The organism is Stenotrophomonas sp. S4 (assembly GCF_054187805.2).
Map to the genome: position 1 here is coordinate 187,200 of NZ_CM196188.1, position 23,776 is coordinate 210,975.

At 67.1% G+C, this 23,776-nt stretch carries 21 protein-coding genes and 1 riboswitch; of the genes, 7 read left to right on the forward strand and 14 right to left on the reverse strand.

The features are described from left to right. Nucleotides 1-26: 26 nt before the first annotated feature. From ACUZUJ_RS00765 to ACUZUJ_RS00775, 3 genes are all read right to left on the reverse strand, one after another. Nucleotides 27-713 (reverse strand): L,D-transpeptidase family protein, encoded by a 687-nt coding sequence (locus ACUZUJ_RS00765; RefSeq protein WP_119007352.1) that lies wholly within the window; start codon nt 711-713, stop codon nt 27-29. A gap of 166 nt (nt 714-879) precedes the next feature. Next, complete coding sequence (locus ACUZUJ_RS00770) at nt 880-1,152, reverse strand: hypothetical protein (protein ID WP_010487149.1); 273 nt, start codon at nt 1,150-1,152, stop codon at nt 880-882. A 211-nt stretch (nt 1,153-1,363) separates the two neighbouring features. Further along, nucleotides 1,364-2,365: a DUF2268 domain-containing putative Zn-dependent protease gene (locus tag ACUZUJ_RS00775; RefSeq protein WP_458220615.1), complete on the reverse strand. Its 1,002-nt coding sequence runs from the start codon at nt 2,363-2,365 to the stop codon at nt 1,364-1,366. 161 nt (nt 2,366-2,526) lie between these two features. Here ACUZUJ_RS00775 and ACUZUJ_RS00780 point away from each other — a divergent pair, with 161 nt between their 5' ends. The 5 genes from ACUZUJ_RS00780 (at nt 2,527) to ACUZUJ_RS00800 (ending at nt 6,039) form a co-directional block, all read left to right on the forward strand. Then, on the forward strand, nt 2,527-3,102 hold the full coding sequence (locus ACUZUJ_RS00780) for an OmpO family porin (protein ID WP_005411880.1): 576 nt from the start codon (nt 2,527-2,529) through the stop codon (nt 3,100-3,102). 123 nt (nt 3,103-3,225) lie between these two features. Next, entirely contained in the window at nt 3,226-3,993 is a 768-nt protein-coding gene (locus ACUZUJ_RS00785) for a helix-turn-helix transcriptional regulator (RefSeq protein ID WP_101764685.1), read from the forward strand. A gap of 68 nt (nt 3,994-4,061) precedes the next feature. Beyond that, the gene (locus ACUZUJ_RS00790) at nt 4,062-4,430 is read left to right on the forward strand and encodes a VOC family protein (RefSeq protein ID WP_458220616.1); all 369 of its coding nucleotides are present in this window, start codon (nt 4,062-4,064) and stop codon (nt 4,428-4,430) included. 123 nt (nt 4,431-4,553) lie between these two features. After that, the gene (locus ACUZUJ_RS00795) at nt 4,554-5,528 is read left to right on the forward strand and encodes a Dyp-type peroxidase (protein ID WP_101764687.1); all 975 of its coding nucleotides are present in this window, start codon (nt 4,554-4,556) and stop codon (nt 5,526-5,528) included. 91 nt (nt 5,529-5,619) lie between these two features. Then, entirely contained in the window at nt 5,620-6,039 is a 420-nt protein-coding gene (locus ACUZUJ_RS00800) for a hypothetical protein (protein WP_119007349.1), read from the forward strand. Between the two features lie 129 nt (nt 6,040-6,168). Here ACUZUJ_RS00800 and pnuC read toward each other — a convergent pair whose 3' ends face one another. The 7 genes from pnuC to ACUZUJ_RS00835 form a co-directional block, all read right to left on the reverse strand. Then, nucleotides 6,169-6,741, reverse strand: a complete 573-nt coding sequence (pnuC, locus tag ACUZUJ_RS00805) for a nicotinamide riboside transporter PnuC (protein ID WP_101766364.1) — start codon at nt 6,739-6,741, stop codon at nt 6,169-6,171. Between the two features lie 8 nt (nt 6,742-6,749). Next, nucleotides 6,750-8,939, reverse strand: coding sequence for a TonB-dependent receptor (locus ACUZUJ_RS00810; RefSeq protein ID WP_458220617.1), 2,190 nt, complete (start codon nt 8,937-8,939; stop codon nt 6,750-6,752). A gap of 70 nt (nt 8,940-9,009) precedes the next feature. Then, a riboswitch (TPP riboswitch) is annotated at nt 9,010-9,105 on the reverse strand. 119 nt (nt 9,106-9,224) lie between these two features. Beyond that, nucleotides 9,225-10,349: a phosphotransferase enzyme family protein gene (locus ACUZUJ_RS00815; RefSeq protein ID WP_101764690.1), complete on the reverse strand. Its 1,125-nt coding sequence runs from the start codon at nt 10,347-10,349 to the stop codon at nt 9,225-9,227. Nucleotides 10,350-10,470: 121 nt separating this feature from the next. Then, complete coding sequence (locus tag ACUZUJ_RS00820; RefSeq protein WP_101764691.1) at nt 10,471-10,878, reverse strand: glycine zipper 2TM domain-containing protein; 408 nt, start codon at nt 10,876-10,878, stop codon at nt 10,471-10,473. Nucleotides 10,879-11,124: 246 nt separating this feature from the next. Beyond that, complete coding sequence (locus tag ACUZUJ_RS00825; RefSeq protein WP_101766365.1) at nt 11,125-13,119, reverse strand: peptidoglycan-binding protein; 1,995 nt, start codon at nt 13,117-13,119, stop codon at nt 11,125-11,127. Nucleotides 13,120-13,231: 112 nt separating this feature from the next. Continuing rightward, the gene (locus ACUZUJ_RS00830) at nt 13,232-14,002 is read right to left on the reverse strand and encodes a hypothetical protein (protein ID WP_458220618.1); all 771 of its coding nucleotides are present in this window, start codon (nt 14,000-14,002) and stop codon (nt 13,232-13,234) included. 375 nt (nt 14,003-14,377) lie between these two features. Continuing rightward, the gene (locus ACUZUJ_RS00835) at nt 14,378-15,016 is read right to left on the reverse strand and encodes a response regulator (protein WP_014035550.1); all 639 of its coding nucleotides are present in this window, start codon (nt 15,014-15,016) and stop codon (nt 14,378-14,380) included. A gap of 75 nt (nt 15,017-15,091) precedes the next feature. On the opposite strand from ACUZUJ_RS00835, the gene ACUZUJ_RS00840 reads away from it, so the two are divergent. After that, nucleotides 15,092-18,691 (forward strand): ATP-binding protein, encoded by a 3,600-nt coding sequence (locus ACUZUJ_RS00840; protein WP_458220619.1) that lies wholly within the window; start codon nt 15,092-15,094, stop codon nt 18,689-18,691. Here the strand turns inward: ACUZUJ_RS00840 and ACUZUJ_RS00845 are convergent. Both ACUZUJ_RS00845 and ACUZUJ_RS00850 read right to left on the reverse strand, forming a co-directional pair. Further along, nucleotides 18,685-19,086 carry a c-type cytochrome gene (locus ACUZUJ_RS00845; RefSeq protein WP_101764694.1) on the reverse strand — a complete coding sequence of 134 codons (402 nt, stop codon included), beginning with the start codon at nt 19,084-19,086 and terminating at the stop codon, nt 18,685-18,687. The two genes, ACUZUJ_RS00840 and ACUZUJ_RS00845, sit on opposite strands and share 7 nt — an antisense overlap. 65 nt (nt 19,087-19,151) lie before the next feature. Continuing rightward, nucleotides 19,152-20,828 (reverse strand): electron transfer flavoprotein-ubiquinone oxidoreductase, encoded by a 1,677-nt coding sequence (locus ACUZUJ_RS00850; RefSeq protein ID WP_119007344.1) that lies wholly within the window; start codon nt 20,826-20,828, stop codon nt 19,152-19,154. A gap of 315 nt (nt 20,829-21,143) precedes the next feature. Here ACUZUJ_RS00850 and ACUZUJ_RS00855 point away from each other — a divergent pair, with 315 nt between their 5' ends. Beyond that, nucleotides 21,144-22,307 (forward strand): acyl-CoA dehydrogenase family protein, encoded by a 1,164-nt coding sequence (locus tag ACUZUJ_RS00855; protein ID WP_032962241.1) that lies wholly within the window; start codon nt 21,144-21,146, stop codon nt 22,305-22,307. Nucleotides 22,308-22,553: 246 nt separating this feature from the next. Here ACUZUJ_RS00855 and ACUZUJ_RS00860 read toward each other — a convergent pair whose 3' ends face one another. After that, nucleotides 22,554-23,033 (reverse strand): tRNA (cytidine(34)-2'-O)-methyltransferase, encoded by a 480-nt coding sequence (locus tag ACUZUJ_RS00860; protein ID WP_458220620.1) that lies wholly within the window; start codon nt 23,031-23,033, stop codon nt 22,554-22,556. Nucleotides 23,034-23,102: 69 nt separating this feature from the next. Continuing rightward, the gene (locus ACUZUJ_RS00865; RefSeq protein WP_014035556.1) at nt 23,103-23,579 is read right to left on the reverse strand and encodes an XAC0231 family protein; all 477 of its coding nucleotides are present in this window, start codon (nt 23,577-23,579) and stop codon (nt 23,103-23,105) included. Nucleotides 23,580-23,776: the final 197 nt, after the last annotated feature.

The window sequence follows — 23,776 nt, forward strand, 5'->3', positions numbered from 1 at the left end:
GAGCCGAGGCAACACACTAGCGCGATCTATTTGCTCGCGCGCCGTGCACCTTTCTCGTCTTCGTCCTTTGCATCCCCACGGCTCTGCGCGAACTCCGGGAACGTCTTCGCGATCGAATCCTTGTCCGGCAGGATGTAGAACACGCCGCCCTTCTCGAACGTGGATTGCACGATCTGCTCGTAGAACGCAGGCGAGACGTTGATGCAACCGTGGGTGACGCGGTTGTCGTCCGGCGTCGGCGTCGCCAGTCGCTCGGCGCGCTTTTCCTTCGGGCTGCCCGGAGGCAGCGGATGCATCGACACGGCGGAATCGTAGTCCACCCACAGCACGCGCCCGGCATCGTCGGAAGGGCCGTAACCACCGATGAAGCGGCCCGCTGGCGTGGTGCGGTCGTGGCCGGGAATCGCGCTGAGTGCGAGCTTGGCGACGCCGGGTGCGGAGTGATCGCCGATGGCCGAACCGAACAGCGCCGGTGCTGCACCGCGCAGCTTGCCGTCGCCGCTGAAGACCAGAACCTGGGCGGCCGCCTTGTCCATGATCGCGAACGGATAGCCCTGGTTGTCCTTGCTGGCGACGACCCAGCCAGCCAGCTCGATCACCGTCTCGGACACGCTCTGGTCGGGCGGAAGTTCATCAACGGCGGCCACCGGTGGTGCAGGTGCGTCCTTGTCCCTGGCGTTGGCTACGCCGCTGCACGCAACGGCCAGTGCCATGGCCAGTGCGGCATGGAGGGCGCGGCGTGCAGGGGAGGAGGAAGTACGAATGGGACGGCTCCTTGCAATGCAATCGTGGGTGGAAGGATGCCAGTGGCCGGCGAAGGCCACTGGGTCCCGATACACCCGATACAGAAGTGGATCAATTCAAACGGTGAGGGAGCGATTACCCGCGCGGCTTGCGGCCGGCAGGTGCCCTTTCAAGCTGCTGCACGCGACCTTCGATCTGGTCCAGACGCTGGTTGGCCTGCTGTGCCGACTGGTTGGCGGACTCCGCGCTCTGCGCAGCACCCTGCACCTTGACGTCGAGCTGATCGAGACGCGAGTTGATGGTTGCAAACTCGTTCTTGTAAGAGGCGCAGGCGCCAAGGCTCACGGTAGCGATGAGCGCTACAGCAAGTGCGCGGGCCGTCTTCATGTGTTGCGGGTTCAGGTTCATTGCACTCCCTCCTTCGTCTGGGGAAGCTGGAATATAGCGGCGTTTGTTCCCGCTGCTACCAAGCGCTTTCAGCTGGAATTTGAATACGTGGATGCACTGTGAAGCCCGCTTCTGACCCTGCATTAACAAGCGGGATCAGGCGAGCTGATCTGCGTCGGCGGAGCGCCTTGCGCCTGTTCAAGATCGCCAATTCATCAGTATGAAGCCGCTGTCACGGCAACTGCTTTTCGACGCCATTTACAGCGGTGCAGGCAGGCTTCCATCCACTCGCCTCGAACACGCTCGCGGCGGTGTCGGGGCGCACATCCAGCAGCGTGGCGATGGCCCTGGTCCTGTCTGGCGCGCGGGAAACATAGTCGCGGGCGATGCGGTAGCCGACCCAGTATCCGAGATCTCCGCGTCGTGCTTCATCGCCGGGGCCGTTGTACAGCCACTCCGAAAGATCGGTGCCTGCACTGTCCTGTACGAACGCGCGCTCCAGCGCACATTCGCGGCCTTGCGTCCAACGATGCAGATGCGCGTTGGCCGGTTGCCCCGAGATCAGTTCGCCCACGTACTCGGCGCCGCCTTCAAGCAACGTCTGATAGAGCAGGGTGGGCTGCATGACATCGACGCTCGCACCGGGCTGTTGCACGTGCACGTACTCATGGGCGATCAGGTGCACGAAACGATCGCCGACATCGGGCTGCATCCAGTCGGCGTTGCACAGTGCTTCCAGTCCGATCACCACACCATCCTTGGTGGTGACGCCGCCGCTGTTGCCCCGCCCGACCAGTACGGTGACCGGAGGAAAACGTGCGGAGGGGAGCAGCGTGCCCAACCGATCGAGTGCGTCGGCAACCCGCGCGCGGATCGCCGGCAATGCCGCTGCACAGGTCCGCGCCCTGGCGAACAATGCCGGCTTCTCCTGGATGGTCCTGGCCAAACGCTCCATTGAACCGATGCGGCTATCGGTGAAGCTGCGCAATGCATCCGTGCCGGTGTCCAGATAGCCGCGCTGCAGATCTTCGGCACTCGGTTTTCCTCCACTGGCATCCAGCACGCTGAAGAATCGCGTGACATCGTCTGTCTGAACCACGATGCGCGCAGAAGGTTGGGCGCGCTCGGCGGCGCTGGCTGGCAGCTGCATCATCGGCAGGACGACCAGCAGCACCCGCACTGCGCGGCGCGCATGGGGCGGAAACAGCAGTGACGCGGCGAACGCGTGCGGCATGTGGAGTTCCCTGAACGCCAGCCTTATTTATACACCAGTCAGTTCAATATTCAGGGTTGATTAGACCCCCTAACGGATAATTCACACCTGTCGACCGCCTCCTCTCTCTCCCCCTCCCGGGAGGCGGCCGACGAAACCAAAATAATTAAAGGTGTGTCCCGATGAACAAGAATTCGCTGCTCGCCCTGGGTCTTCTGGCTGCTCTGCCGTTCGCTGCATCGGCAACCGACGGCCTGTCGTACAACTACGTTGAAGGCGGCTACGTGAACACCGATGCCAAGGGCGGCGACGCCGATGGCTGGAAGGTGAAGGGTTCCGTGGCGGTGCACCCGAACTTCCACATCTTCGGCGACTACAGCGCGCAGGAGACCGACAAGTTCAAGAATGACGTCGACCAGTGGCGCATCGGTGCCGGCTACAACTACGGCATCGCACCGAACACCGACCTGGTGGCCCGCGTCGCGTACCAGAAGTTCGACATGAAGCACGGCCTCGACTTCAACGGCTACTCGACCGAAGTCGGCGTGCGCACCGCGTTCAACCCGTACGTGGAAGGCTACGTGATGGCCGGCTACGAGGACTACACCAAGAAGCACGGCATCAACCCGGACGGCGAGTTCTACGGCCGCGTCGGCGCCACCGCCAAGTTCAACCAGAACTGGGGCCTGAGTGGCGAAGTGAAGCTGGCCAAGGCCGGCGACCGCGAGTGGTTCGTGGGCCCGCGCTTCACCTGGTAACAAACGCCTGTCGTTAGTGCGTGTTGTGCTGGCGTGTGACTCTCTCTCTCTCCCACACGCCAACCGAAGCCCGGCCTCGCGCCGGGCTTCACTTTTATGGGCCGCGTGGCGCGACAATGCGGCATGCGCGACCCTTCCTCTCTCGCAGGTACCGGCACGGCCTACCAGGAGCATCTGGCACCTGCCCCGCTGCGTGGCCGCTTCGGCCAGCTGTGGCAGAGCCAGCTTCCTGACGATGCTGATGGGCACATCACCGTGCTGCCCGATGGCTGCGTGGATATCCTCTGGCGCGACGGTGCGCTGTTCGTCGTCGGCCCTGACCGGGTAGCCGCACATCCGATGCTGGCACCGGGCGCGCAGGTGCTGGGTGCGCGCTTCCGGCCAGGGCAGGCGCTGGCCGCGCTGGGCCTGCCGTTGGCCGAGATCATCGGCCAGGCGGTGCCGTTGGCTGATCTCAAGGGTCGATGGGCGGTAGAGGCCGCGGCTTCCATCGGCGACACCGCGCCTGCGCAGCGCCTGCAGCGGATGGCGCACTGCCTGCAGTCGCACCTCGGGGGCGCGGCGCCCGACAGCCGGTCACAGCGGGCGCACGTCCTGTTCCAGGCGCTTGCCAGCGGGCATGCCACGCTGGATGAGCTCGCGGCACGCCTGAGCCTGAGCCCGCGCAGCCTGCGGCGCTTCAGCCAGTCGCAGTTCGGCTACGGGGCCAAGACGCTGGAGCGGATCCTGCGCTTGCAACGCTTCCTGCGGCACAGCCGCGCGCTGCCGCAGCACTCGTTGGCAATGCTGGCCGCCGATGCCGGCTATGCCGACCAGGCCCATCTCAGCCGTGAGGCGCGAGAGCTTGCCAGCATGACCGCACGGCAGCTCCGCGTGGAATGGGGGCGATGATGGCCGTTTCGTTCAAGACCGGCGTGCCGCGCTGACCGAAGCTGGGGTTCCAACCACGGAGCCACCCCATGAGCCATGCCGCTACCCACGATGCCGAACGCTGCATCGACAACATCGAATTCAACGTCGCCGACATCGCCCGCTGCAAACGCTTCTACGGCGAGGTGTTTGGCTGGAACTTCACCGACTATGGCCCGGCCTACACCGAGTTCGACGATGGCCGCCTGAAAGGTGGCTTCGTGGCCGACGCACCGGTGCGCGCGCACGGCGGTCCGCTGGTGATCCTGTACTGCGCGGACCTGGCTGGTGCACAGCAGCGCGTGGTTGCCGCCGGTGGCGAGGTGGTGCAGGCGGTGTTCGCCTTCCCCGGTGGCCGCCGCTTCCATTTCCGCGATCTGGATGGCTATGAGCTGGCGGTCTGGAGTGACGTGGACTGAGGTCTTCCGACCTTTATCGGTGGACGGAACGAGAACCGCTCCGTCCCCGGTCAGGCGGTTCCGCTATGATCGCCGGCACATCGCCGTCGGCGATGCACCCGTCTGAAGCCAGCAGGAACTGCCGTGAATTCCCAGCCCGCACCGATCACCGCCCTCAATCACACGCTCGACAACGAGCCGCAGCAGATCACTGCGCCGCTCACCCATTCGGCGGCGTTCCTGGTGCTGAAGGTGAAGGATGACGAGGCGTCGATCGCCAAGGCGCGCGAGGTGCTGGCCAGCACCGATGATCTGATCAAGAACACCGCCATCCGTGAGATCGAGCGCACTTTCACCTGCAACGTGGCCATCGGCCACCGCGTGTGGCAGCCGCTGGTGGGCACCACGCCGCCGCGTGAGCTGCAGCCGTTCCGCGAGATCAAGGGCGCGACCCACACGGCCGTGTCCACACCGGGTGACCTGCTGTACCACATCCGTGCGCGCACCATGGACCTGATCGTGGCGTTCGAGCGCAACCTGCTGATGGCGTTCGGCGATGCGGTGGAAACGGTCGATGACGTGGCCGGCTTCCGCTATTTCGATGGCCGCGACCTGCTCGATTTCGTCGACGGCACCGCCAACCCGGAAGGGCTGTCGCTGCCGGAAGCCACCATCGTGGGCGAGGAAGACCCGGAGCATGCCGGTGGCAGCTACGTGGTGGTGCAGAAGTACCTGCACAATCTTGATGCCTGGCGCGCTCAGAAGACCGAGGCGCAGGAAGCGATCATCGGCCGCACCAAGCACGACAACATCGAGCTGGATGATGCGCCGGCCGATGCGCAGAAATCGCACAAGACGCTGTGCACCATCGAGGATGCCGACGGCGAGCACGAGATCCTGCGCGACAACATGCCGTTCGCCAACCCGGGCCGTGGCGAGTACGGCACCTACTTCATCGGCTACACGCGCCGCCTGTGGGTGATCGAGACGATGCTCGAGCGCATGTTCATCGGCAATCCCGCGCCGCTGCATGACCGCATCCTCGATTTCTCCACCGCCACCACCGGCGTGACCTTCTTCGCGCCCTCGCGCAAGGTGCTGGCCGACCTGGCCGAGTGATCGCGCCCGGCCTGGACCCTCCCCGCCGCCATCTGCCTGTCATCTATGGCGCCGACCATGGCGCGCTGGATGGGAGTGCAGGAGGCAGGCGATGGTCATGGCAGGGAACAGGACCGGCATGCGCCGCTGGTGGCGGCCACTGGCCGCGTTGTTCGGTGCGTTGGCACTGGGGAGTGCCAGCGTTTCCGCGCAGGAAGCTCCTGCGCACTGGATGGCCTACGCCGCCGCCGTGGGGGGGCAGCTGCAGCAGCGCCTGCAGCAGGAGCAGGACCCGCAGGCGCAGCGTGTACTGGAATGGCTGCAGGCACACCCGGACACGCCCACGCCGCTGCCGGTGAGCGTGTGGATCGCGGCGGATGGCCGTATCTCGAAACTGGAATTCGACAGCCTGGGTGACGCCCGGGTCGACGCCGACCTGCGCGCGACGCTGCAGGCCGCGCCGTTGCAGGCGGCGCCGCCGGCCGACATGCGCCAGCCGATGCGGCTGGGCCTGGTACTGGAGCCGAAGTAGATCCACTCGATGCGTGGATACGCCTGGTCGTCAGGCGCGCGCCAACCAAGGTTGGCGACTACCGTAGCCCCCAGCCACGCATGGCGTGGCTCTACTGTGGATGGCCAGCGCACAGCCCGGCCATCCGCATCAACGCACGGGTGCACCCCGCGGCTCGCGCGCGGCTGCGCTCCATGCGCGCAGGCCGAACACGGCCAGGCCGAGGAAGAATACGTACAGCGCGGCGGTCACGTGCAGCGACTTGAACAGGTACGCACCCACGTACACCACGTCCACTGCGATCCACACCCACCAGCAGGCCACGTGGCGACGTGCCTGCCACCATTGCCCGACCAGGCTCAGACCGGTCAGCATCGCATCCAACCACGGCAGGGCAGCGTCGGTGAAGCTGTGCATGGCCGCGCCCAGCGCCACGCCACCGCACACGCCGATGGCCAGATCGCGCAGCAGCTTGCCGCGCGCCAATGGCACGATGCGGATGCTGCCCTCATCGGCGGCATGCTGCCGCCAGTTGATCCAGCCATAGACCAGGAAGCCGCCGAAGATCACCTGCAACAGCGTGTCCGAGTACAGCTTGGCCTCGGCGAACACCAGCCCGTACAGCGTCACCGACAGCAGGCCCACTGGCCATGCAGACAACCGGCGCCGGGCCATCAGCCAGACGCCGAGGATGCTGCACAGCGCGGCGGTCCACTCGAGCATCACGCCGCTCACAGCGCGAACGTCACCGACAGGCGGGCCTGTCGCGGTGCGCCGGGGAACAGGTAGTAATCACCGCCGCTGCTGCCGGTGTCGCGCCAGTAGAAGCGGTTGAACAGGTTGTCCACCGACAGGTTCCAGGTCACCGCGCGTTCGTGCAGGCGATGCTGGAAGCGCAGGCCGGCATCGAACACCGAGTAGTCCGGTGCGCGCACGCCACCGTCGGCGCGTGCCACATTGGCACTGGCATAGCGCCAGCCGCCGGTCACGTCCAGGCCCTGCACGAACGGCAGCGCGTAGGCCACATGCACGCTGGCGCGCACCTTCGGCACGTTCACCAGCTGATGGCCTTCATAGGCCGGGGTGCCGGTGTCGCGCGCGCGCGCCTGCAGCACGCTGGCGCTGGCCACGATCTGCAGCGCGTCGGTCAGCTGCCCGTTGGCGGTCAGCTCCAGGCCGGTGTGGGTCTGCGTGCCTTCCTCGACGAAGGTGTAGCCGACGTCGCTGCTGTCCGGCTTGGCGTACTGGTACGGCTGCGAGATGCGGAACACGGCCGCACCCAGCGTCAGCGCCTCCACCGGCACGTACTTCACGCCCACTTCCAGCTGCCGCGATTGCACCGACGGCAGGAAGGTGTCGGCGTTGCTGGTCCAGAACGGCGCTTCCTGGCCCAGCGAAATGCCGCGCACATAGCTGGCGTAGGCGTTGAGCTGGTCGGTGGCCTTCCACACCACGGCGGTCTGCGGCAGGAAGCGCGACAGGCGGCTGTGCCGCTGTGGGATGCCCCGCTTGTCGTAGGCGCGTTCGTCCAGGCGCACGAAGCGGCCACCGGCCAGCCACTGCCAGTCATCACCGAAGCTCATGCGGTCCAGTGCGAAGAACGCGGTCTGGCCGCTGTCCAGGCGCCGTGCGGAGGGGCCCGGCATCTTCGGCGACGGCTGGAACACCGGCACCTGTGCGTCGTGGATGTTGCTGGTGCCGACGTACTCGTTGACGCTCGGACGCTTGTCCACGGTGCGGCGGAAGTAGTCGGCACCGAGGGTCAGCTGGTGGCCGACGTTGCCGGTCTCGAAGCGGCCGCGCAGCTCGGCACGGGCCTGCTGGTTGCGGCGCGTGTCGTCCGGGCTGCGGTAGTCGTAGACGTCGTAGTCGCCGTTGGGTGCGAAGTAGTTGCCCGGCACGCTGCCGTCGGCGCACTGCGCGGCGTAGTAGCAACCGTAGGCGAAGGCGACGTTGTCATCGATCACCGAGCGGCTGTGGCCGACCGAGACGCGCGATTGCCAGGCATCGTTGAAGTCGTAGGTGTGCAGCGCGGTGATGTTGGTGCTGGCGATATCCACCGGGCGCTGCCACGGCTGGTAGCCGAGCAGGTGCTCGCGGTCGACGCCGCGCGGCAGGTCACGCGCGCCCAGCAGCTGGTAGCCGGACACCGAGCGCTGCGAGCTGGTCTGGTAGTTGGCATCCACTTCCAGCTTGCCGCGCTCGCCGATCAGCCAGTCGGCGGCCAGCGAGTAGAAGTTGCGGCGGCCATCGGCGTGCTCGACGTAGGAATTGCTGGAATCCCATGCGGCATTCAGGCGCAGGCCGAAGCGCGGGGTGATCCAGTGGCCGACATCGACGGCGACGTAGCGCGAGCCTTCCGAATCGGTGCCGAGCGTGGCGGTGCGCACTTCCGCCGGGCGCTTGCCGATGTAGTTGATGATCCCGCCCGGCGCCATCACGCCTGCCGCCAGGCCGGCTTCACCCTTGAGGATCTCCACCGACTGCACGTTCTCCAGCGCCAGGCGTTGCTCGCCGGCGATGGACAGCCCGTTGAAGCGGTAGCCGGTGGCGGCGTCCAGCGCGAAGCCGCGGATGGCGATGTTCTGGTAGTAGCCCACCGGTGCATAGGCATCCCCCAGCGAGGCATCGTTGCTGGCCAGCTCGGACAGCGAACGCACCTGGCGGCGGTCGAGGTAATCGCGCTCGAGCACGTTCACCGAGGCCGGCGTGTCCTTCCAGCTTCCACCACCGAAGGCGTTCACGCGAGAGGTATCGGCCTTCGGTTTGCCAGCCTCCACGCGCACCGCCGCCAGTTCGGTCGGCGAACGATCGGCGCCGGTGGCAGCCGCATCGGGAGCAGCGTCAGCCTCGCTGGCATGCAGCGGCAGCGCGGCGCAGAGGGCGAGGGAGAGCAGGGTGGGGCGCAGGCAGCGGTTCATTCGGTTCGTCTTCGGACAACAAGGGAGACGAAGCGACGGCGCGCAGGTGCACCGGCCCATGACGGGGGTGTGGCTGCGGCTCAAAGCTCCCTACGCCGGTGCAAACCGGATCAGGTTCCAAGGGACTCTCTCAGCCTGGCAGATCCAGGCACCCCCGCTTCAGGTGACCATTTCACTACAAATGGTACGGATTTGCGAGCCGGTGCCCTTCAGGCGGCGGGGCGGTGCGGCGTCAGATCCCTTTCCGAAGGAAGGGGATCTGACCCCGACGGTGTACCAACCGGGTCACGCCGCCGCGTGCAGGGCCTGCAGTAGCGCCTGCCCTGGCCCGGTGCGGAACCATGCCGGGTGCCCCAGCATGAAGGGCTGCCAGGCCACGTCGGCATTCGCGGTCGAGCCGGTGATGCCTTCGAAGTACTCCACTTCGGACAGTGCGAAGTCGAAATGCACCATCGGCAGCAGGTCGGCCAGCAGATGCACGCGTGCTGCCGACAAGGGCAGCACCTCACGGTAGCCGTCGAGCAACGCCAGTGCAATGTCGATGCGCACCGCCTCCATCCCGCGCTCCAGTTCCAGCCACGCCACTGCGTTGCGCTCGATCGCGGTGGCGAGGTCGAACAAGGCGCTGGTGGGTGAAGCCAGGCCGAAATCCAGCACGGTGCTGACCTGCCCGTCGCGCCACAGCAGGTTGGAAACATGCCAATCGTTGTGCGCCCACAGCCGTGGCTCGTCGCGCAGGCGCTCGGCGAGCCCGGCGTGCCACGGCAGCACGTCGCGCTGCAGCTGCGCTTCCCATGGAATGCGCGCGAGATAGCGGGCCAGCCCGGGGCGCGCGTGCAGCTCCGCCTTGATCGCTGCGATCGGATCGTCGGCACGGATCAGATCATCGCGCGCGACCAGCAGATGGGTGCTGCGCTGGGGCGCGTGGTAGCTGGCGGCGGCACGGTGCAGCTGGGCCAGCATGCGGCCCGCCTCGCGGGCCTCTGCGACATCGGTCAGCAACGACCACGACACCGCGTCGCGGTACAGGTCTTCGCCCACGCCGACATCGTGCAGTTCAAACGTCCATTCGCCGTGTTCGATCGCGGTGCGGCCATCGGTGGCCGGCAGCACCTGCACCACCGGTACGCCGGCGGCGGCGAGATGGGCGATGAAATGGTGTTCTTCTTCCAGGCAGGCCGCGCTGCGCACACTGTGGTGGTGGCGCTTGATGAACACCTCGCCGCGCGTGCCGTCGACAATGGCGGCGGCCGACAGCGGCCGCGGGCTGTGCCAGCGCGGTTGGCTGTGCCCGCCCAGCTGCGGGAAACGCGCACTCAGCCACGCAATGTCCGCCGCGCTGATCGGCGGCCAGTCGGCGGCGACCTCATCGTTGTTGAGGCCCTGCACGCGGTGGGAGGAAGACGTCATGCCGCAGTCCGATCGGGAAAGTCACATCCAAGGCTGCGCATTCAACGCCATGCGCGTGGCCAACGCAAACGGGCGGGTCATCGACCCGCCCGTCTCCGCGTCATCGGTGTGTCGGCGCTGCTTACCAGCCGCGATGGCGGCCGCGGTCGTTGTAGTAGCGGTTGTCGTAGTAGCGCTCACGCTGCCAGCGGCGGTCATCGCCACGGTCGTAATAGCCGCTGCGGTAGTAGCCACGGTCGTAACGGCGATCGTAGCGATTGTCGTAGTAGCGGTTGTCGTAATAGCGACGGTCGCGGCGGTCGGACGTGGTCAGGTTGCCGATCGCGCCGCCGGCCACGGCACCGCCGACGGTGGCCGCAGGGTCGCCGTTGGAGAGCAGGTTGCCGGCCACGCCACCGACCACGGCGCCGACCAGGGTGCGCTTGTCCTTCCTCGACATCGCGCTGGCATCGCTGACCACGGCGACACCGGCCACCAGTGCCAGGGCCATCGCCAGACCACGGAAGCTGAGTGCGGAAGTACTGAGCATGTTCGTTCTCCTGTGAGGTGCATGCCACGCTGGGCAGGGAGGGCGCGGGGCGCCCCGGCTGCCGTGGTGTCCACGCTGGCGTTCCAACATTGCCGGAACATTGCCTGGCCTACCGGGCGGCTTGCGCATTCATCTAGCGGCAGGCGGCATGAAGCAAGGCTGAAAGCGGCCTTGGCCGCTCAGCTGGCAGAAAGGGAAAGGGCCGCGCATGGCGCGGCCCCTCCCGGTCTGCAAGGCGCTGCGGGCTCAGATGCCCATGGCCTTCTGTGCCTGGCGGGTCTGTTCCTGCTGCGCGTCCTGCTGCTGGTGCAGCACGTTCGGCGCGCCGTGCACCGCGCCGCTGCTGAGCGCCATGCTCTGTTCGCTGGCGGTGCGGGTTTCCACCGCAACGCGGCTGGCCGCCGGGTCACCGATCGTGCCCTGCACGGCGAACAGGCGCTCACCGTTCGGGCTGGGCACCACCGCGTCGATGCGCTGCAGGCCGGCGGCATGCGCCTCCCTGGTCAACGCCGCTGCGGCGCTTTCCAGCGCGTGGCGGTCCTTGAAGGTGCCCGCCGGCATCCGCTCCAGGCCTTCGGTGGCCTGCAGGTACATCGGATTGCGCGGGTGTCGCTCGTCGTTCAGCAGCGGGCGCTCGCGGGCCTCCTTGATCGCATCCAGCGTCTTCGCACCGACGATGCCGTCGGCGACCAGCCCGTTGTCCTTCTGCAGCTGGCGCACCGCCGCTTCGGTATTGCGGCCGAAGCGGCCGTCCTCGACCAGCGGCTTGCCGTCGGCCCCGGCATAGCCGAGGTGGCCCAGCTGCTCCTGCACCTTGCGTACGCCCTCGCTGTGCGCGCCCGGCTTGTACAGCTCGGCGTGCGGGGTGGCGGCGGCCTTGTGCTCGGCGGCAGGCTTACCCTGGGTCTGCTCGTGCGATTGGGTGCGGTTCTCCAGCAGGTCGCGCGCCTTGGACAACGGGTCCGACGCGAACAGCTTCCAGTTCGGGTGGTCCTTCACCTGCTTGAGGTAGTCCTCCACCGGCATGGTGTGCACGCCCTTGCTGCCGGTGGACTGGCTGATCAGCAGTTTGTCGGTGTTCGGGTCGCGCACCACCATCACGATGTGGTCGATGCCATTCCAGTGCTCGTGGCGGGTCCTGGCCGTATCCAGGCCGATGACCATGCCTTCCTTCAGCGCACCGGGCTTGAGGATGGCGTCGCGCTCGAGCAGTACGCCGGACTGTTCGACGGCCTTGTGCACGATGCCGCCGGAACCGAGGTTGCCCAGGTCGATGCGGTCGGCCTTGCTGAAGACAGCGTGCCCGGCCTTCTGGTTGATCTCGTCCATGGTCCGGTTCTGCAGGGTGCCGACCCAGCCGGAGCAATCGATGTAGCCCTGGTCCACGTTCTTGCCGGTCTTGCCCGGCACGTACAGTGCGTGGCCCGGGATGTTGATGGCGTACTTCACATCGTCGTACTTCACGCCGGCGTCGTAGGCGGCGTGCAGTTCGATGCCCGGCTTCGGCGTGGCGGCAGCCGTTGCGGTCGCCGCCAGCGTGGCTGCAGCAGCGCCCACTGCAGCGGTCTGCGCTGGGGTGGCCGGAGCCTGGGTCTGGGTCTGGCCCGGTGCCACCGCCTGCGGTTCGATGTGCTTTTCCGGGATGCTGATCGCCGCGTACTTGTGGATGTAGTAGCTGGAGAAGGTCCGCGCCAGGTCGCCGTCGTTCATGCCACGCATCTCGGCCAGGGTGTGGCCGGTCAGGGCCTTGGCATCGGAGCCGATCTGGTTGAGCACGTTGCGGCGCATGTTGATCTCTTCGCCATGGCCGTTGCGGACCACGCCGAAGGTGCCGGTGGCGATCGCGGTCTGCACCGAGCCGTAGCCGGCGCTGCCCTGCTGGTGGGCCAGGTACAGGTCCAGGCCGGTCGGCGTGTCGCCGCCGGACAGGTACGGGTGCCCGGTGCGCTCATTGCGGCGCGCCATCGAGCCCAGGTTGTCCTGGTACATCTGCGCGGCGGCTTCGGTGTTGCGGGTCGGGTCGAACTCATGGCCGGTCAGGTGGTACTGGCGGGCCGAGCCGGGCACGAACTGGAACAGGCCCTTGGCCCCGGTCGAGGTGTTGTGGGCGCGCTCGTTGAAGGTGCCGCCGGTCTCGATGTGCGCGAAGCGCATGAAGTCATCGACCGGAATGCCCTTCTGCCGGGCGACCTGCTCGACGATGTCCAGGACTTCCTTTTTGCTGTAGTCATGCTGTGCCATGACGTTTTCCTCGGGGTTGATGGAGCGGCCGATGCCGCGAATCGCCAACCGGACTCATCCGTGAGTCAAGAACATGTCGGTCAACAGGTAACCCGCCTGCGGCGGATGGAAATCAGGGCGCGATGTACTGCTGGGCCTTGCTGTCGAAGCGGTAGCGCACGGTGTCGCCGGCACCCAGCGCGCGGGTCTTGCCCGGGGCTTCGATGGTGGTGCCCTTGAAGGTCACGGTCAGCTGCGGCAGGCCGTTGCCGTCGGCCACGAAGGCCAGTTCGCCGTCGCTGTCGGTGCACGGCATCACGTTGCCGTCGTCGCAGGCCGCGCTGTTGTCTTCCCCGGTGCGCACCGAGCCGACGTAGCGCCAGACCTTGCTGTCCAGGTCGTCCTCGCTGCGCTTGGGGTTGAACAGCAGCAGGGCGTAGCCACTGCTGCTGATGCCGCGGTCGAAGCTGCTGGTCGGCACCGCCAGCAGCAGGCGGCCGTCGGCGGTGCGGTGTTCGATCGGCTTGCGCCGGGTATCGACGTCGTCGGCCTTGTCGTAGGCGCCGAGCGCACCGATGGTCCATTCCTGGCCACGGAACTTCCACGGCTTCTTCGCGTCGCCGCCGGCCAGCACGAAGGTGGCCTCGGCCAGATTGGCGCGGTCGTCGGGACCGGCCGGCTGCTGTTCGCCCGGCTTGCCGTAGTGCTCGCGGGTGTCCCAGGAAAAACCGGTGTAGTAGGTGGTGCCGTCCAGGGTGAAGCTGTGGCCGAACCAGAAGGTCGCCACGCTGCCGTTCTGGACCTCATAGGACGTCGCACCATCGCCATCCACCTGGTAGATGAAATACATCACGGTCGGCGCGTCGGGCGGGGTGACGGCGGCATCGGGAGCGGGGTTCTGCATCGGGGCAACATCCTGTCGGGGCGCTTTGGCAGCCTGCGCAGGCGCAGGCTGGGAGGACGAGGGGGCCGGATCGGCGGCGCTGCAGGCGGCAGCGGAAAGGGAGACGAGCAGGCACGCCGCGAATGCGCGCAGGGGCCGCAACGGCAGGGTCCAACGTAGCTCGGGGGGGGACTGCATGCGCCTCTCCATGGTCAGCGTTGCCGGACCAGACGGCCGGCAGGAAGCCGCACCCCATCCACCAGGGAAGGGAGCGAGGACATGAGCCGGTCGATTCCTTCGACCTCGCATTGAAAACTCATGCCCCTCAATCTTGGCACAGATCCGCAGGCCGTCAAAGGGGGCCGCGGCGGGCGGGGCTGTTATGTGAAGTTCGTCTCAGATCTTGCCGTCACGCAGGTAGTCGAACAATTCGGCGTCACCCTTCAGCCCCAGCTTGAGCATGGCGTCGCCTTTCTGCCGGCTGATGGTGCTGACGCTCTTGTGCAGCTGCAGCGAGATCTCCTTCACCGTCATGCCGGTGCCGAGCAGTCGCAGCACCTCCACTTCGCGTGGTGACAACGGCTTGCCGTCGCCCTCGCGCATGCGCCAGCTGCCGGCCGCGTCCACCCGCTCGCGCAGGCTGCGGCTGATGTAGGGCTGGCCGCGGTAGACCGACTGGATGGCCTGCGGCAGCTCGTCCATCGACGAACTCTTGTCGACCAGGCCGAGCACGCCACTGTCGAGCACCATGCGCAGGATCGCCAGGTTGCTGGAGACGCTGAGCATCAGCACCGGCAGGTCGGGATGGCGGCGGCGGATCATGCCGATCATGGCGAAGCCATCGGCCTGTGGGCTGCCCGGCATGGAGTAGTCGGTGACCAGCAGGTCACAGGGTTGGTTGGCGAGCAGGGTCATCAGCGCCTGCGCACTGTCGGCCTCGCCGACCACGCGGCCCACGCCGCTCGACTCGATGACGGCGCGGGTACCAATACGGACCACGGGGTGATCGTCTGCGATGATGATGCGCAAGCTCATGCTCTAGTATGGCCATCGGGCACGCCGGACCGCGACCATCGCGGTCCCTGGCAGGATTCTAGGAGATCGACGCAGATGCGTAGGTGGGCTGTTCGCGGGCTGCTCCTGCTGCTGGCGGTGCTGGCCCTGCCCGTGGCCCAGGCACAGCCGGCCCCTGGCCTGCTGCCGCTCAGCCCGTTGCAGCGCGAATACCTGGTGGCGCATCCGACCATCGTTGTCGGGCAGTATGACAGTGGCTGGCCCCCCTTCGAGTCCCTCCGTGATGGCGAACAGGTCGGCCTGGGGCCGGACTACCTGTCGCATCTTGCACGCCAGCTCGGCGTGAAGGTCGAGATGCGCCGCTATCCCGACTGGACATCCGTGTTGGATGCGACATGTCGTGGCGAGATCGACGTGGTGATGAATGTCGGTCTCAGTGCCGACCGCACCCGCTGCATGGTCTATACCGCTGCGTATTCCGAAGCGCCACTGGCGCTGGTGGGGCGACCGGCGGACCTTCGTGCGTCCGAGATACCCGACCTGGATGGCCTGCGGGTGGTGATCGAGCAGGATTTCCTGACCGGCCCGCAGGTACGCGCGCGTTTCCCGCGTGCCCGCCAGCTTGTCGCAAACGACACGTTGGCAGCGTTGCAGATGGTCAGAGACGACAAGGCCGATGTCTACATCGGCAATGCCTTCGTCGCCACCGAGCTGATCGCCAGCCGACGCCTGCAGGGCGTGGCGCTGCTGCGACCGAGCGACCTGCCACCCGAACGGCTGCACTTCGGCATTCCCAACGGCAAGCAACCCCTGGCTGAAGCCCTGGACCTGGCGCTGGCTGCCACCAGCCAGGCCCAGCGGGATGCGCTGGCGCAACGCTGGCTGCCCCCTCCGCATTGGTCGGCATCAGCGCAGCTGGCGCTGAGCCAGGCCGAGAAGCGTGTGCTGGAGCAGCCGCTGAAGATCGGTTTCGCCCCGAATGCCGCGCCGCTGTCGTTCACCGGCGAGGATGGCCGGCCCAGTGGCCTGGCCAGCGAGTACCTGCAGCGCTTGATGCAGGCGGGCGCCAACCTGCAGATCGAGAACAGCCACGACTGGTACGAGGTGCGTGAGAAGGCCCGCCGCGGTGAACTGCAGGCGGTGATGGGCATGCCCGCGGATTCGCGCTACCTGGGCCCGGATTGGGTGTTCAGCCAGCCCTTCATCAGCGTGCCGAACGTGATCGTCACCCGGACCGATGGTCCGGCGCTGCTGGGACTGGCCGACCTGCAGGGCAAGCGCGTACTGCTTTCTGATCCGGAGCGCCTGCGCCGCTACGTGCTGCAGCAGGCACCGCAGGCCCGGATCATTGCTGCGCGCAGCGCCGAGCAGGCCCTGCAGCGCCTGCTCGATGGTGAAGCCGATGCCTACGTCGGCAATCTTGCGCTGGTCGATCACCTGCTGCGCAGCCGTTTCCCGGCGCGGCTGCAGGTGGCGGCTCCGGCAGGCTTCAATGACCAGCTGGCATTGGCGGTGGATCGACGACATGCAGCGCTGGCCACTACCTTCGACCGCCTGTTGCTGCAGATGACCCCACGCAAGCGCGAAGCGCTGCGCAGCGCCTGGCTGGCCGTGGAGTACCGCAACGGCGTCAATTGGAACAACGCGCTGCGGTGGGGGATACCAGTGCTGCTGGTGCTGCTGACCGCGATGCTGGTGCATGGTGTCGGCCATTGGCGATTGCGCCGTGAGGTGGCCGGACGCCGCCAGCTGGAGCAGCGCCTGGCCGAGGTGACCGACAATCTGCCTGCGGTGGTGTACCAGGCACGTCGCGATGCCGATGGCACGCTCAGCTTCCCGTTCATTGCCGGCGACCTGCCTGCCTTGTTCGGTATCACCCGGCAGCAGGCCGAACAGGACGCGAGGGTGTTGCTGGAACGCATCGAGGAAGAGGACCGCGCGCACATCCTGCACTCCATCGAGCAGGCCGCGCGCCAGTTCGCCCCATTGATCCTGGAGTTCCGCCTGCGCAGTGATGGGGAGGGCGCGCGCTGGGTGCGCAGCCAGGCCCACCCCTATGCCGCCGAAGAGGGCGCGGTGATCTGGAGTGGTTACTGGGTGGACGTGAGCGAAGCGCGGATGCAGGCCGACGCCCTGACGGCGGCGAAGGCGGAGGCGGAGCAGGCCGCCGAGGCCAAATCACGCTTCCTGGCCACGATGAGCCATGAGATCCGCACGCCGATGAGCGGCGTGCTGGGCATGCTGGAAGTGCTGGCGCATTCCCCGCTGGACAGCGAACAGCAGCGCATTCTTGGCGTGATCGAGGATTCGGCGCAGATGCTGCGGCAGATCCTCGACGACATCCTCGACTACTCGCGGCTGGAAGCGGGCGCAATGCGCCTGGAGCCGGTGCCGCAGCCGCTTCGGCCCCTGCTGGAAAGCGTGTGCCGACTGCTGTCCGCACAGGCCAGTGCGCGTGGCCTGGCGCTGCACGTGCAGATCGACCCACAGCTGGCCCCCGCCCACGAAGTGGATGGGGTGCGACTGCGCCAGATCGTGTTCAACCTGCTCAGCAATGCCATCAAGTTCACCGCACAGGGCGAAGTACGCCTGCAGCTGGAGGTGTTGGGCCCGACCAGCGAAGACGGTGTGCAACCGCTGTGCCTGAGCGTCACCGACACCGGCATCGGCATCGCGCCGGAACAACTGCAGCACCTGTTCGCGCCCTTTGCGCAGGCCGGTGCCTACATCCAGCGTGACCACGGCGGCACGGGTCTGGGCCTGAGCATCTGCCAGCGACTGGTGCAGATGATGCAGGGCGAACTGACCCTGCACAGCACGCTGGGCGAAGGAACCCGCGCCGAAGTGCGGATATCGCTGGTGGAGGCCGGCAGCGAGGACGCGGCGGCGCTGCTGGCCGAGCAGGACCAGACCGCGCTGCTGCCCGCCGCGCTGCGCCAGGCACGGGTGCTGGTGATCGAGGATCACCCGACCAACCAGGCGATGATGGCGTGGCGGCTGCAGCAGCTGGGCGTGCCCCATGTGCTGCTGGGCGATGGCCAGCAGGCGCTGGACCGCTTGTCGACGGAGTCCTTCGATCTGGTCATTACCGACTGCCGCATGCCGGTACTCGACGGGTTCGGCTTCACCCGCCTGCTGCGCGAGCGCGAGGGCCGTACCGGCCAGCCGCGGCTGACGGTGCTGGCGCTGACCGCCAGCGTGCTGGACGACGATGCGCGCCGCTGCCGCGAGGCCGGCATGGACGAGGTGCTGGCCAAACCGCTGTCGCTGTCCACGCTGCGCACCGCGTTGCTGCGTTGGCTGCCGCAGGCACAGGGCCAGTCGTTCGAGGCGCCGGTGCAGGAGGCCGTCGCCGACGACGATGAAGTGCTGCCTGATCTGGCCACCCTGCAGCAACGCTATGGTTCGCGCGCGGTGGCTGAGCAGCTGCGTGACAGCCTGTTGCAGGCCAGCGAAGGCGATCTGGCGGCCGTGCAGCGCGCCGTGCAGGCCGGCGACCGCGAGACCGCGGCGCTGCACCTGCATCGCCAGGCGGGCGGCCTGGGGGCCATCGGGGCAAGGGCACTGGCCGGGCAGGCCAATGCGCTGGTCGAGCGCCTGCAGGATGCGGCGGAGGCCGATCCGGCGCCGTTGTTCGCCGCCGTAACGGCGTTCGTGGTGCGGCTGCAGCAACAGCTGCAGCGCCTGGCTCACTGAGCCGACTGCTGCTGCAGGTAGGCGATCACCAGGGCGCGGCGTTCTGCGCTGGGGAAAGCGTTGTACATGCGCGTGCCCGGCACCAGGTGCGTGGGTGACTGCAGGAAGGTATCCAGGGTCTGCGCGGTCCAGGTGATGTTGGCGCGGCGCATGCCGTCGGAGTAGCCATAGTCGGGCAGGCTGCCGGCGCGGCGTCCGATCACGCCGTGCAGGTTCGGCCCGAAGCGATGGATGCCACCGGGCTGCACGGTGTGGCAGCCGGCACACAGTTCGAACGCGCGCTGCATGGCCTGTTGCTGCGCCTGTTCGGGCGTGGCCGGCACCGCGGGTGGGCGCTGGCAGGCCGTGGCGAGCAGGGCCACGGCAACGGCGATGAGCAGGCGGGAGGCACGCATGGTCGGGCAGGATAGCGGTGCGGTGGAGCGGCCGGGCTGCGACACGCGGTCGCAGCCCGGGGCGATCACATGCCCGAGTAGTTCGGGCCGCCACCGCCCTGCGGCGTCACCCAGACGATGTTCTGGGTCGGATCCTTGATGTCGCAGGTCTTGCAGTGCACGCAGTTCTGCGCGTTGATCTGCAGGCGCGCGCTGTCGGCTTCGCCGACGAATTCGTACACACCGGCCGGGCAATAGCGGGCTTCCGGGCCTGCGTACTCGGCCAGGTTCACCTTCACCGGAATGCTCGGGTCCTTCAGCGTCAGGTGGCTGGGCTGGTTCTCGTCGTGGTTGGTGCTGCTGAGGAACACCGAGCTGAGGCGGTCGAAGGTCAGCACGCCATCCGGCTTCGGGTAGGCGATGCGGGTGTGCTTGGCCGCCGGTTCCAGACAGGCATGGTCCGGCAGCGTGCGGTGCAGGGTCCACGGTGGGTTGCGTACGCCCAGCTTCGGCAGCAGCCACTGCTCCACGCCGGTCATCAGCGTGGCCACGGTCTGGCCCTTCTTGAACCACTGCTTGAAGTTCTTGGCCTGCTGCAGCTCGGTGAACAGCCAGCTGGCTTCGAAGGCCTTCGGGTAGGCGCTCAGTTCATCGTGCTGGCGGTCGGCAGCCAGTGCATCGAACGCGGCATCGGCGCACAGCATGCCGGTCTTGATCGCGGCATGGCTGCCCTTGATGCGGCTGGCGTTGAGGTAGCCGGCTTCGCAGCCGACCAGCGCGCCACCGGGGAACACGGTCTTGGGCAGCGACAGCAGGCCGCCGGCGGTGATCGCACGCGCGCCGTAGCCGATGCGGGTGCCGCCTTCCAGGTGCTTGCGGATGTCCGGATGGGTCTTGAAGCGCTGGAACTCCTCGAACGGGCTCAGCCACGGGTTCCTGTAGTCCAGGCCGACCACGTAGCCGATGGCGACCTTGCCGCCGTCGGCGTGGTACAGGAACGCGCCGCCATAGGTATCGCTGTCCAGCGGCCAACCGGCGGCGTGCACCACCAGGCCCGGCTCATGCTTGGCCGGGTCGATCTGCCACAGTTCCTTGATGCCGATGCCGTAGGCCTGCGGGTCCTTGCCTTCGTCCAGCTTGTAGCGCGCGATCAGCTGGCGGCCGAGGTGGCCGCGTGCGCCTTCGGCGAAGATCGTGTACTTGGCCTGCAGTGCCATGCCGCGCTCGAAGGCCGGGCCGATGCTGCCGTCCTTTTCGATGCCCATGTCGCCGGTGGCCACGCCGATCACTTCACCGTTGTCGCCATACAGCACTTCGGCGGCGGCGAAGCCCGGGAAGATCGCCACTTCCAGCGCCTCGGCCTGCTGCGCCAGCCAGCGGGTCACTTCGCCCAGGCTGATGATGTAGTTGCCTTCGTTGTGGAAGCACTCCGGCAGCAGCGCGTGGGGGGTGCTGCGCGAACCGGTCTCGCTGAGGAACAGGAATTCGTCGCGGGTGACCTTCTGCTTCAGCGGTGCACCGCGCTCGGCCCAGTCCGGGAACAGCTCGGTCAGCGCGCGCGGGTCCATCACCGCACCGGACAGCACGTGCGCGCCCGGCTCGGAGCCCTTCTCCAGCACGCACACCGACAGTTCGCGGCCGGCCTCGACCGCGCGCTGGCGCAGGCGGATCGCGGTGGCCAGGCCGGCGGGGCCGGCGCCGACGATCACCACGTCGAATTCCATTACTTCACGCGGGGGCAGGGCGTTGGCTTCAGCGCTCATCGATTGCATGACTCGTGGGTAGGGCCGGCATCGGGGCCACCGGCGGTGCCTGGGAATCGCGCGTGCAGCCACGAGCGAAACGGTTGTTTGAATGTGTCAGGGTACCGGGCCGCGCGTGATCGAGCTAGATCGCCGATGTTCACGTCATGATTGCTGCGGTGCAGCGTAATGCTCGTGGCCGGGTAGGTGCCAACCTGGGTTGGCACAGTGTTTCACCGCCCGGACCCGCTTCCGTGTGGACCAAGGTCCATACCTACCAGACGCGATGTTTGCGGATGACCGACAATGGCCGGGTCCTGACTGCGTGTGAGTGCCATGGCTTTGCATCCGTACGATCTGTTCGATGTCCGTTCCCTGCTCAACGAGGAAGAGCGCGCGGTGCAGGAGAGCGTCGCCCGCTTCACCAACGAGCGCGTACTGCCGATCATCGGCGATGCCTTTGACCAGGCCCGTTTCCCCTCTGAACTGGTGCCGGAGATCGCCTCGCTGGGCCTGTTGGGCGCCACCCTGCCAGCCGAGTACGGCGGCGGCGACCTGGGGGCGGTCAGCTATGGCCTGATCTGCCAGGAGCTGGAGCGCGGCGATTCGGGCCTGCGCAGCTTCGTCTCGGTGCAGAGCTCGCTGTGCATGTACCCGATCTATGCCTACGGCAGCGAGGAGCAACGCCAGCAGTGGCTGCCGGCGATGGCGCGCGGTGAGCTGATCGGCTGCTTCGGCCTGACCGAGGCACACGGCGGTTCCGATCCGGCCAGCATGAAGACCCGGGCGGTGCGCGACGGCAGCGACTGGCGCATCAGCGGCAGCAAGATGTGGATCACCAGCGGCCCGGTGGCCGACCTGGCCATCGTCTGGGCGCAGACCGAGGACGGCATCCAGGGCTTCGTGCTGGAAAAGGGCATGGCCGGCTTCACCACGCAGGAGATCAAGCACAAGATGAGCCTGCGTGCGTCGCTGACCGGCGCGCTGTTCTTCGACGACGTGCGCGTGCCCGACAGCCACCGCCTGCCGAACGTGAAGGGCCTCAAGGGCCCGCTGGGTTGCCTGACCCAGGCCCGCTACGGCATCAGCTGGGGACCGATCGGTGCCGCCATCGCCTGCCTGGATGAAGCACTGGGCTATGCCAAGGAGCGCGTGCTGTTCGGCCGCCCGCTGGCCGCCACGCAGAGTGCGCAGATCAAGCTGGCCGAAATGGCCCGCCGCATCACCACCGCGCAGCTGTTGGCGCTGCAGCTGGGCCGCCTGAAGGAAGCCGGCCAGCTGCAGCCGCAGCAGGTCAGCCTGGCCAAGTGGAACAACTGCCGCATGGCCATCGACATCGCCCGCGAATGCCGCGATCTGCTGGGCGGCGCGGGTATCACCACCGAGCACGTGGCGATCCGGCATGCGCTGAACCTGGAATCGGTGATCACCTATGAAGGCACCGAGACCGTGCACCAGCTGGTGATCGGCCGCGAACTGACCGGCATCAACGCGTTCTGAAACCTGGTTCTGGTGGGTGCCAACCTTGGTTGGCACATTCCTTCAGCGCCCGACCAGGCATTTGTGCGGACCAAGGTCCGCACCCACCAGAAGCGATCCATAGCCACCAGAAGTTCTCAGCAGTCCCCTGGACCTGTCTTTGGTAGGTGCTGACCTTGGTCGGCACATTCCTTCAGTGCGCGACCGGGCATCGGTGCGGACCAAGGTCCGCACCCACCAGAAGCGGTCCGCACCCACCTGAGGCGGCTATGCCCCGCCAGCAAACCCGTGCTGCCGCCACGCTTCGTACATCACCACGGCGACGGTGTTGGAAAGATTGAGGCTGCGGTTGTCCGGCCGCATCGGCAGGCGCAGGCGGCGGCCATCGGGCAAGGCATCGAGCACGTCCTGCGGCAGGCCGCGGCTTTCCGGGCCGAACAGGAAGGCATCGCCATCTTCAAAGGCCACGCTGTCGTAGCGCACGCTGGCCCGGGTACTGAGTGCGAACAAGCGCTTTGGTGCGATCCGCGCCAGCGCGGTGTCCAGGTCGGGGTGGACCAGCAGGCGCGAGTACTCGTGGTAGTCCAGCCCGGCGCGCTTGAGCTGCTTGTCTTCCAGTGCGAAGCCGAGTGGCTCGACCAGGTGCAGTTGCGCGCCGGTGTTGGCGCAGAGCCGGATCACATTGCCCGTGTTGGGCGGGATTTCCGGTTGGAACAGGATCACGTGGAACTGGGGCGCGGCATTCATCGGCGCAGTGTACCTGCGACGACCGCCGCCTTTACGGCGCACGCCCTGCGCTGGGCAGGGCGGCACCGGTTACGGGCGCAGCAGGACCTGGGCGGTTTCGGTGGCCAGGGCCTGCAGGTCGGCGGCGCTCGGGCGCACCTGCAGGGCCGGCAGGTTGACGATGACCGAGTTGGCGACGTTGGTGGCAGCGGCAGCCAGGGTGGCGGCGTAGCGCTGGGCTTCCAGCTCGGCGGCCAGAGCGACGCGCTGTTCCAGGCTCGGGCGCACCTCCACCGAGGCCAGGGTGGTGATCGGCATCGCGGCGGCGACCGGGGCGGCGACGTAGCCGTTGCGCTCGGCCAGCTGGTCGGCGCTCGGACGCACTTCCACGGTGGCCAGGGTGGGGATGCCGCTGGCCTGTTCCCAGGCCTGCTGGGCCAGCTGGTCGGCGGCCGGGCGGACCTGCACGGTGGACAGGGTCTTGATGGATTCGGAGGCCTGCACCGACGAAACAACCGCGGTGCCGGCGATCAGGGCGATGGCGATGGCAATGGTCTTGGCGTTCATGACGGGGCCTGTTTAGTGTTGGTGATCAGTGGTGTGGTAGTAAGGTAGTACACCGATTCTGGGCTTGCAAGGGAAATTTTCGGTTTCCTGCATTTGTTCAGTCTTCAGTCAGCTTTCGTCTGAAGCCCTTCCTGGCGCAGGAAGTACCAAGCAATCCCCGTGCCAACTTTTAGTTGTTGATTTATAAGGGTTTTATG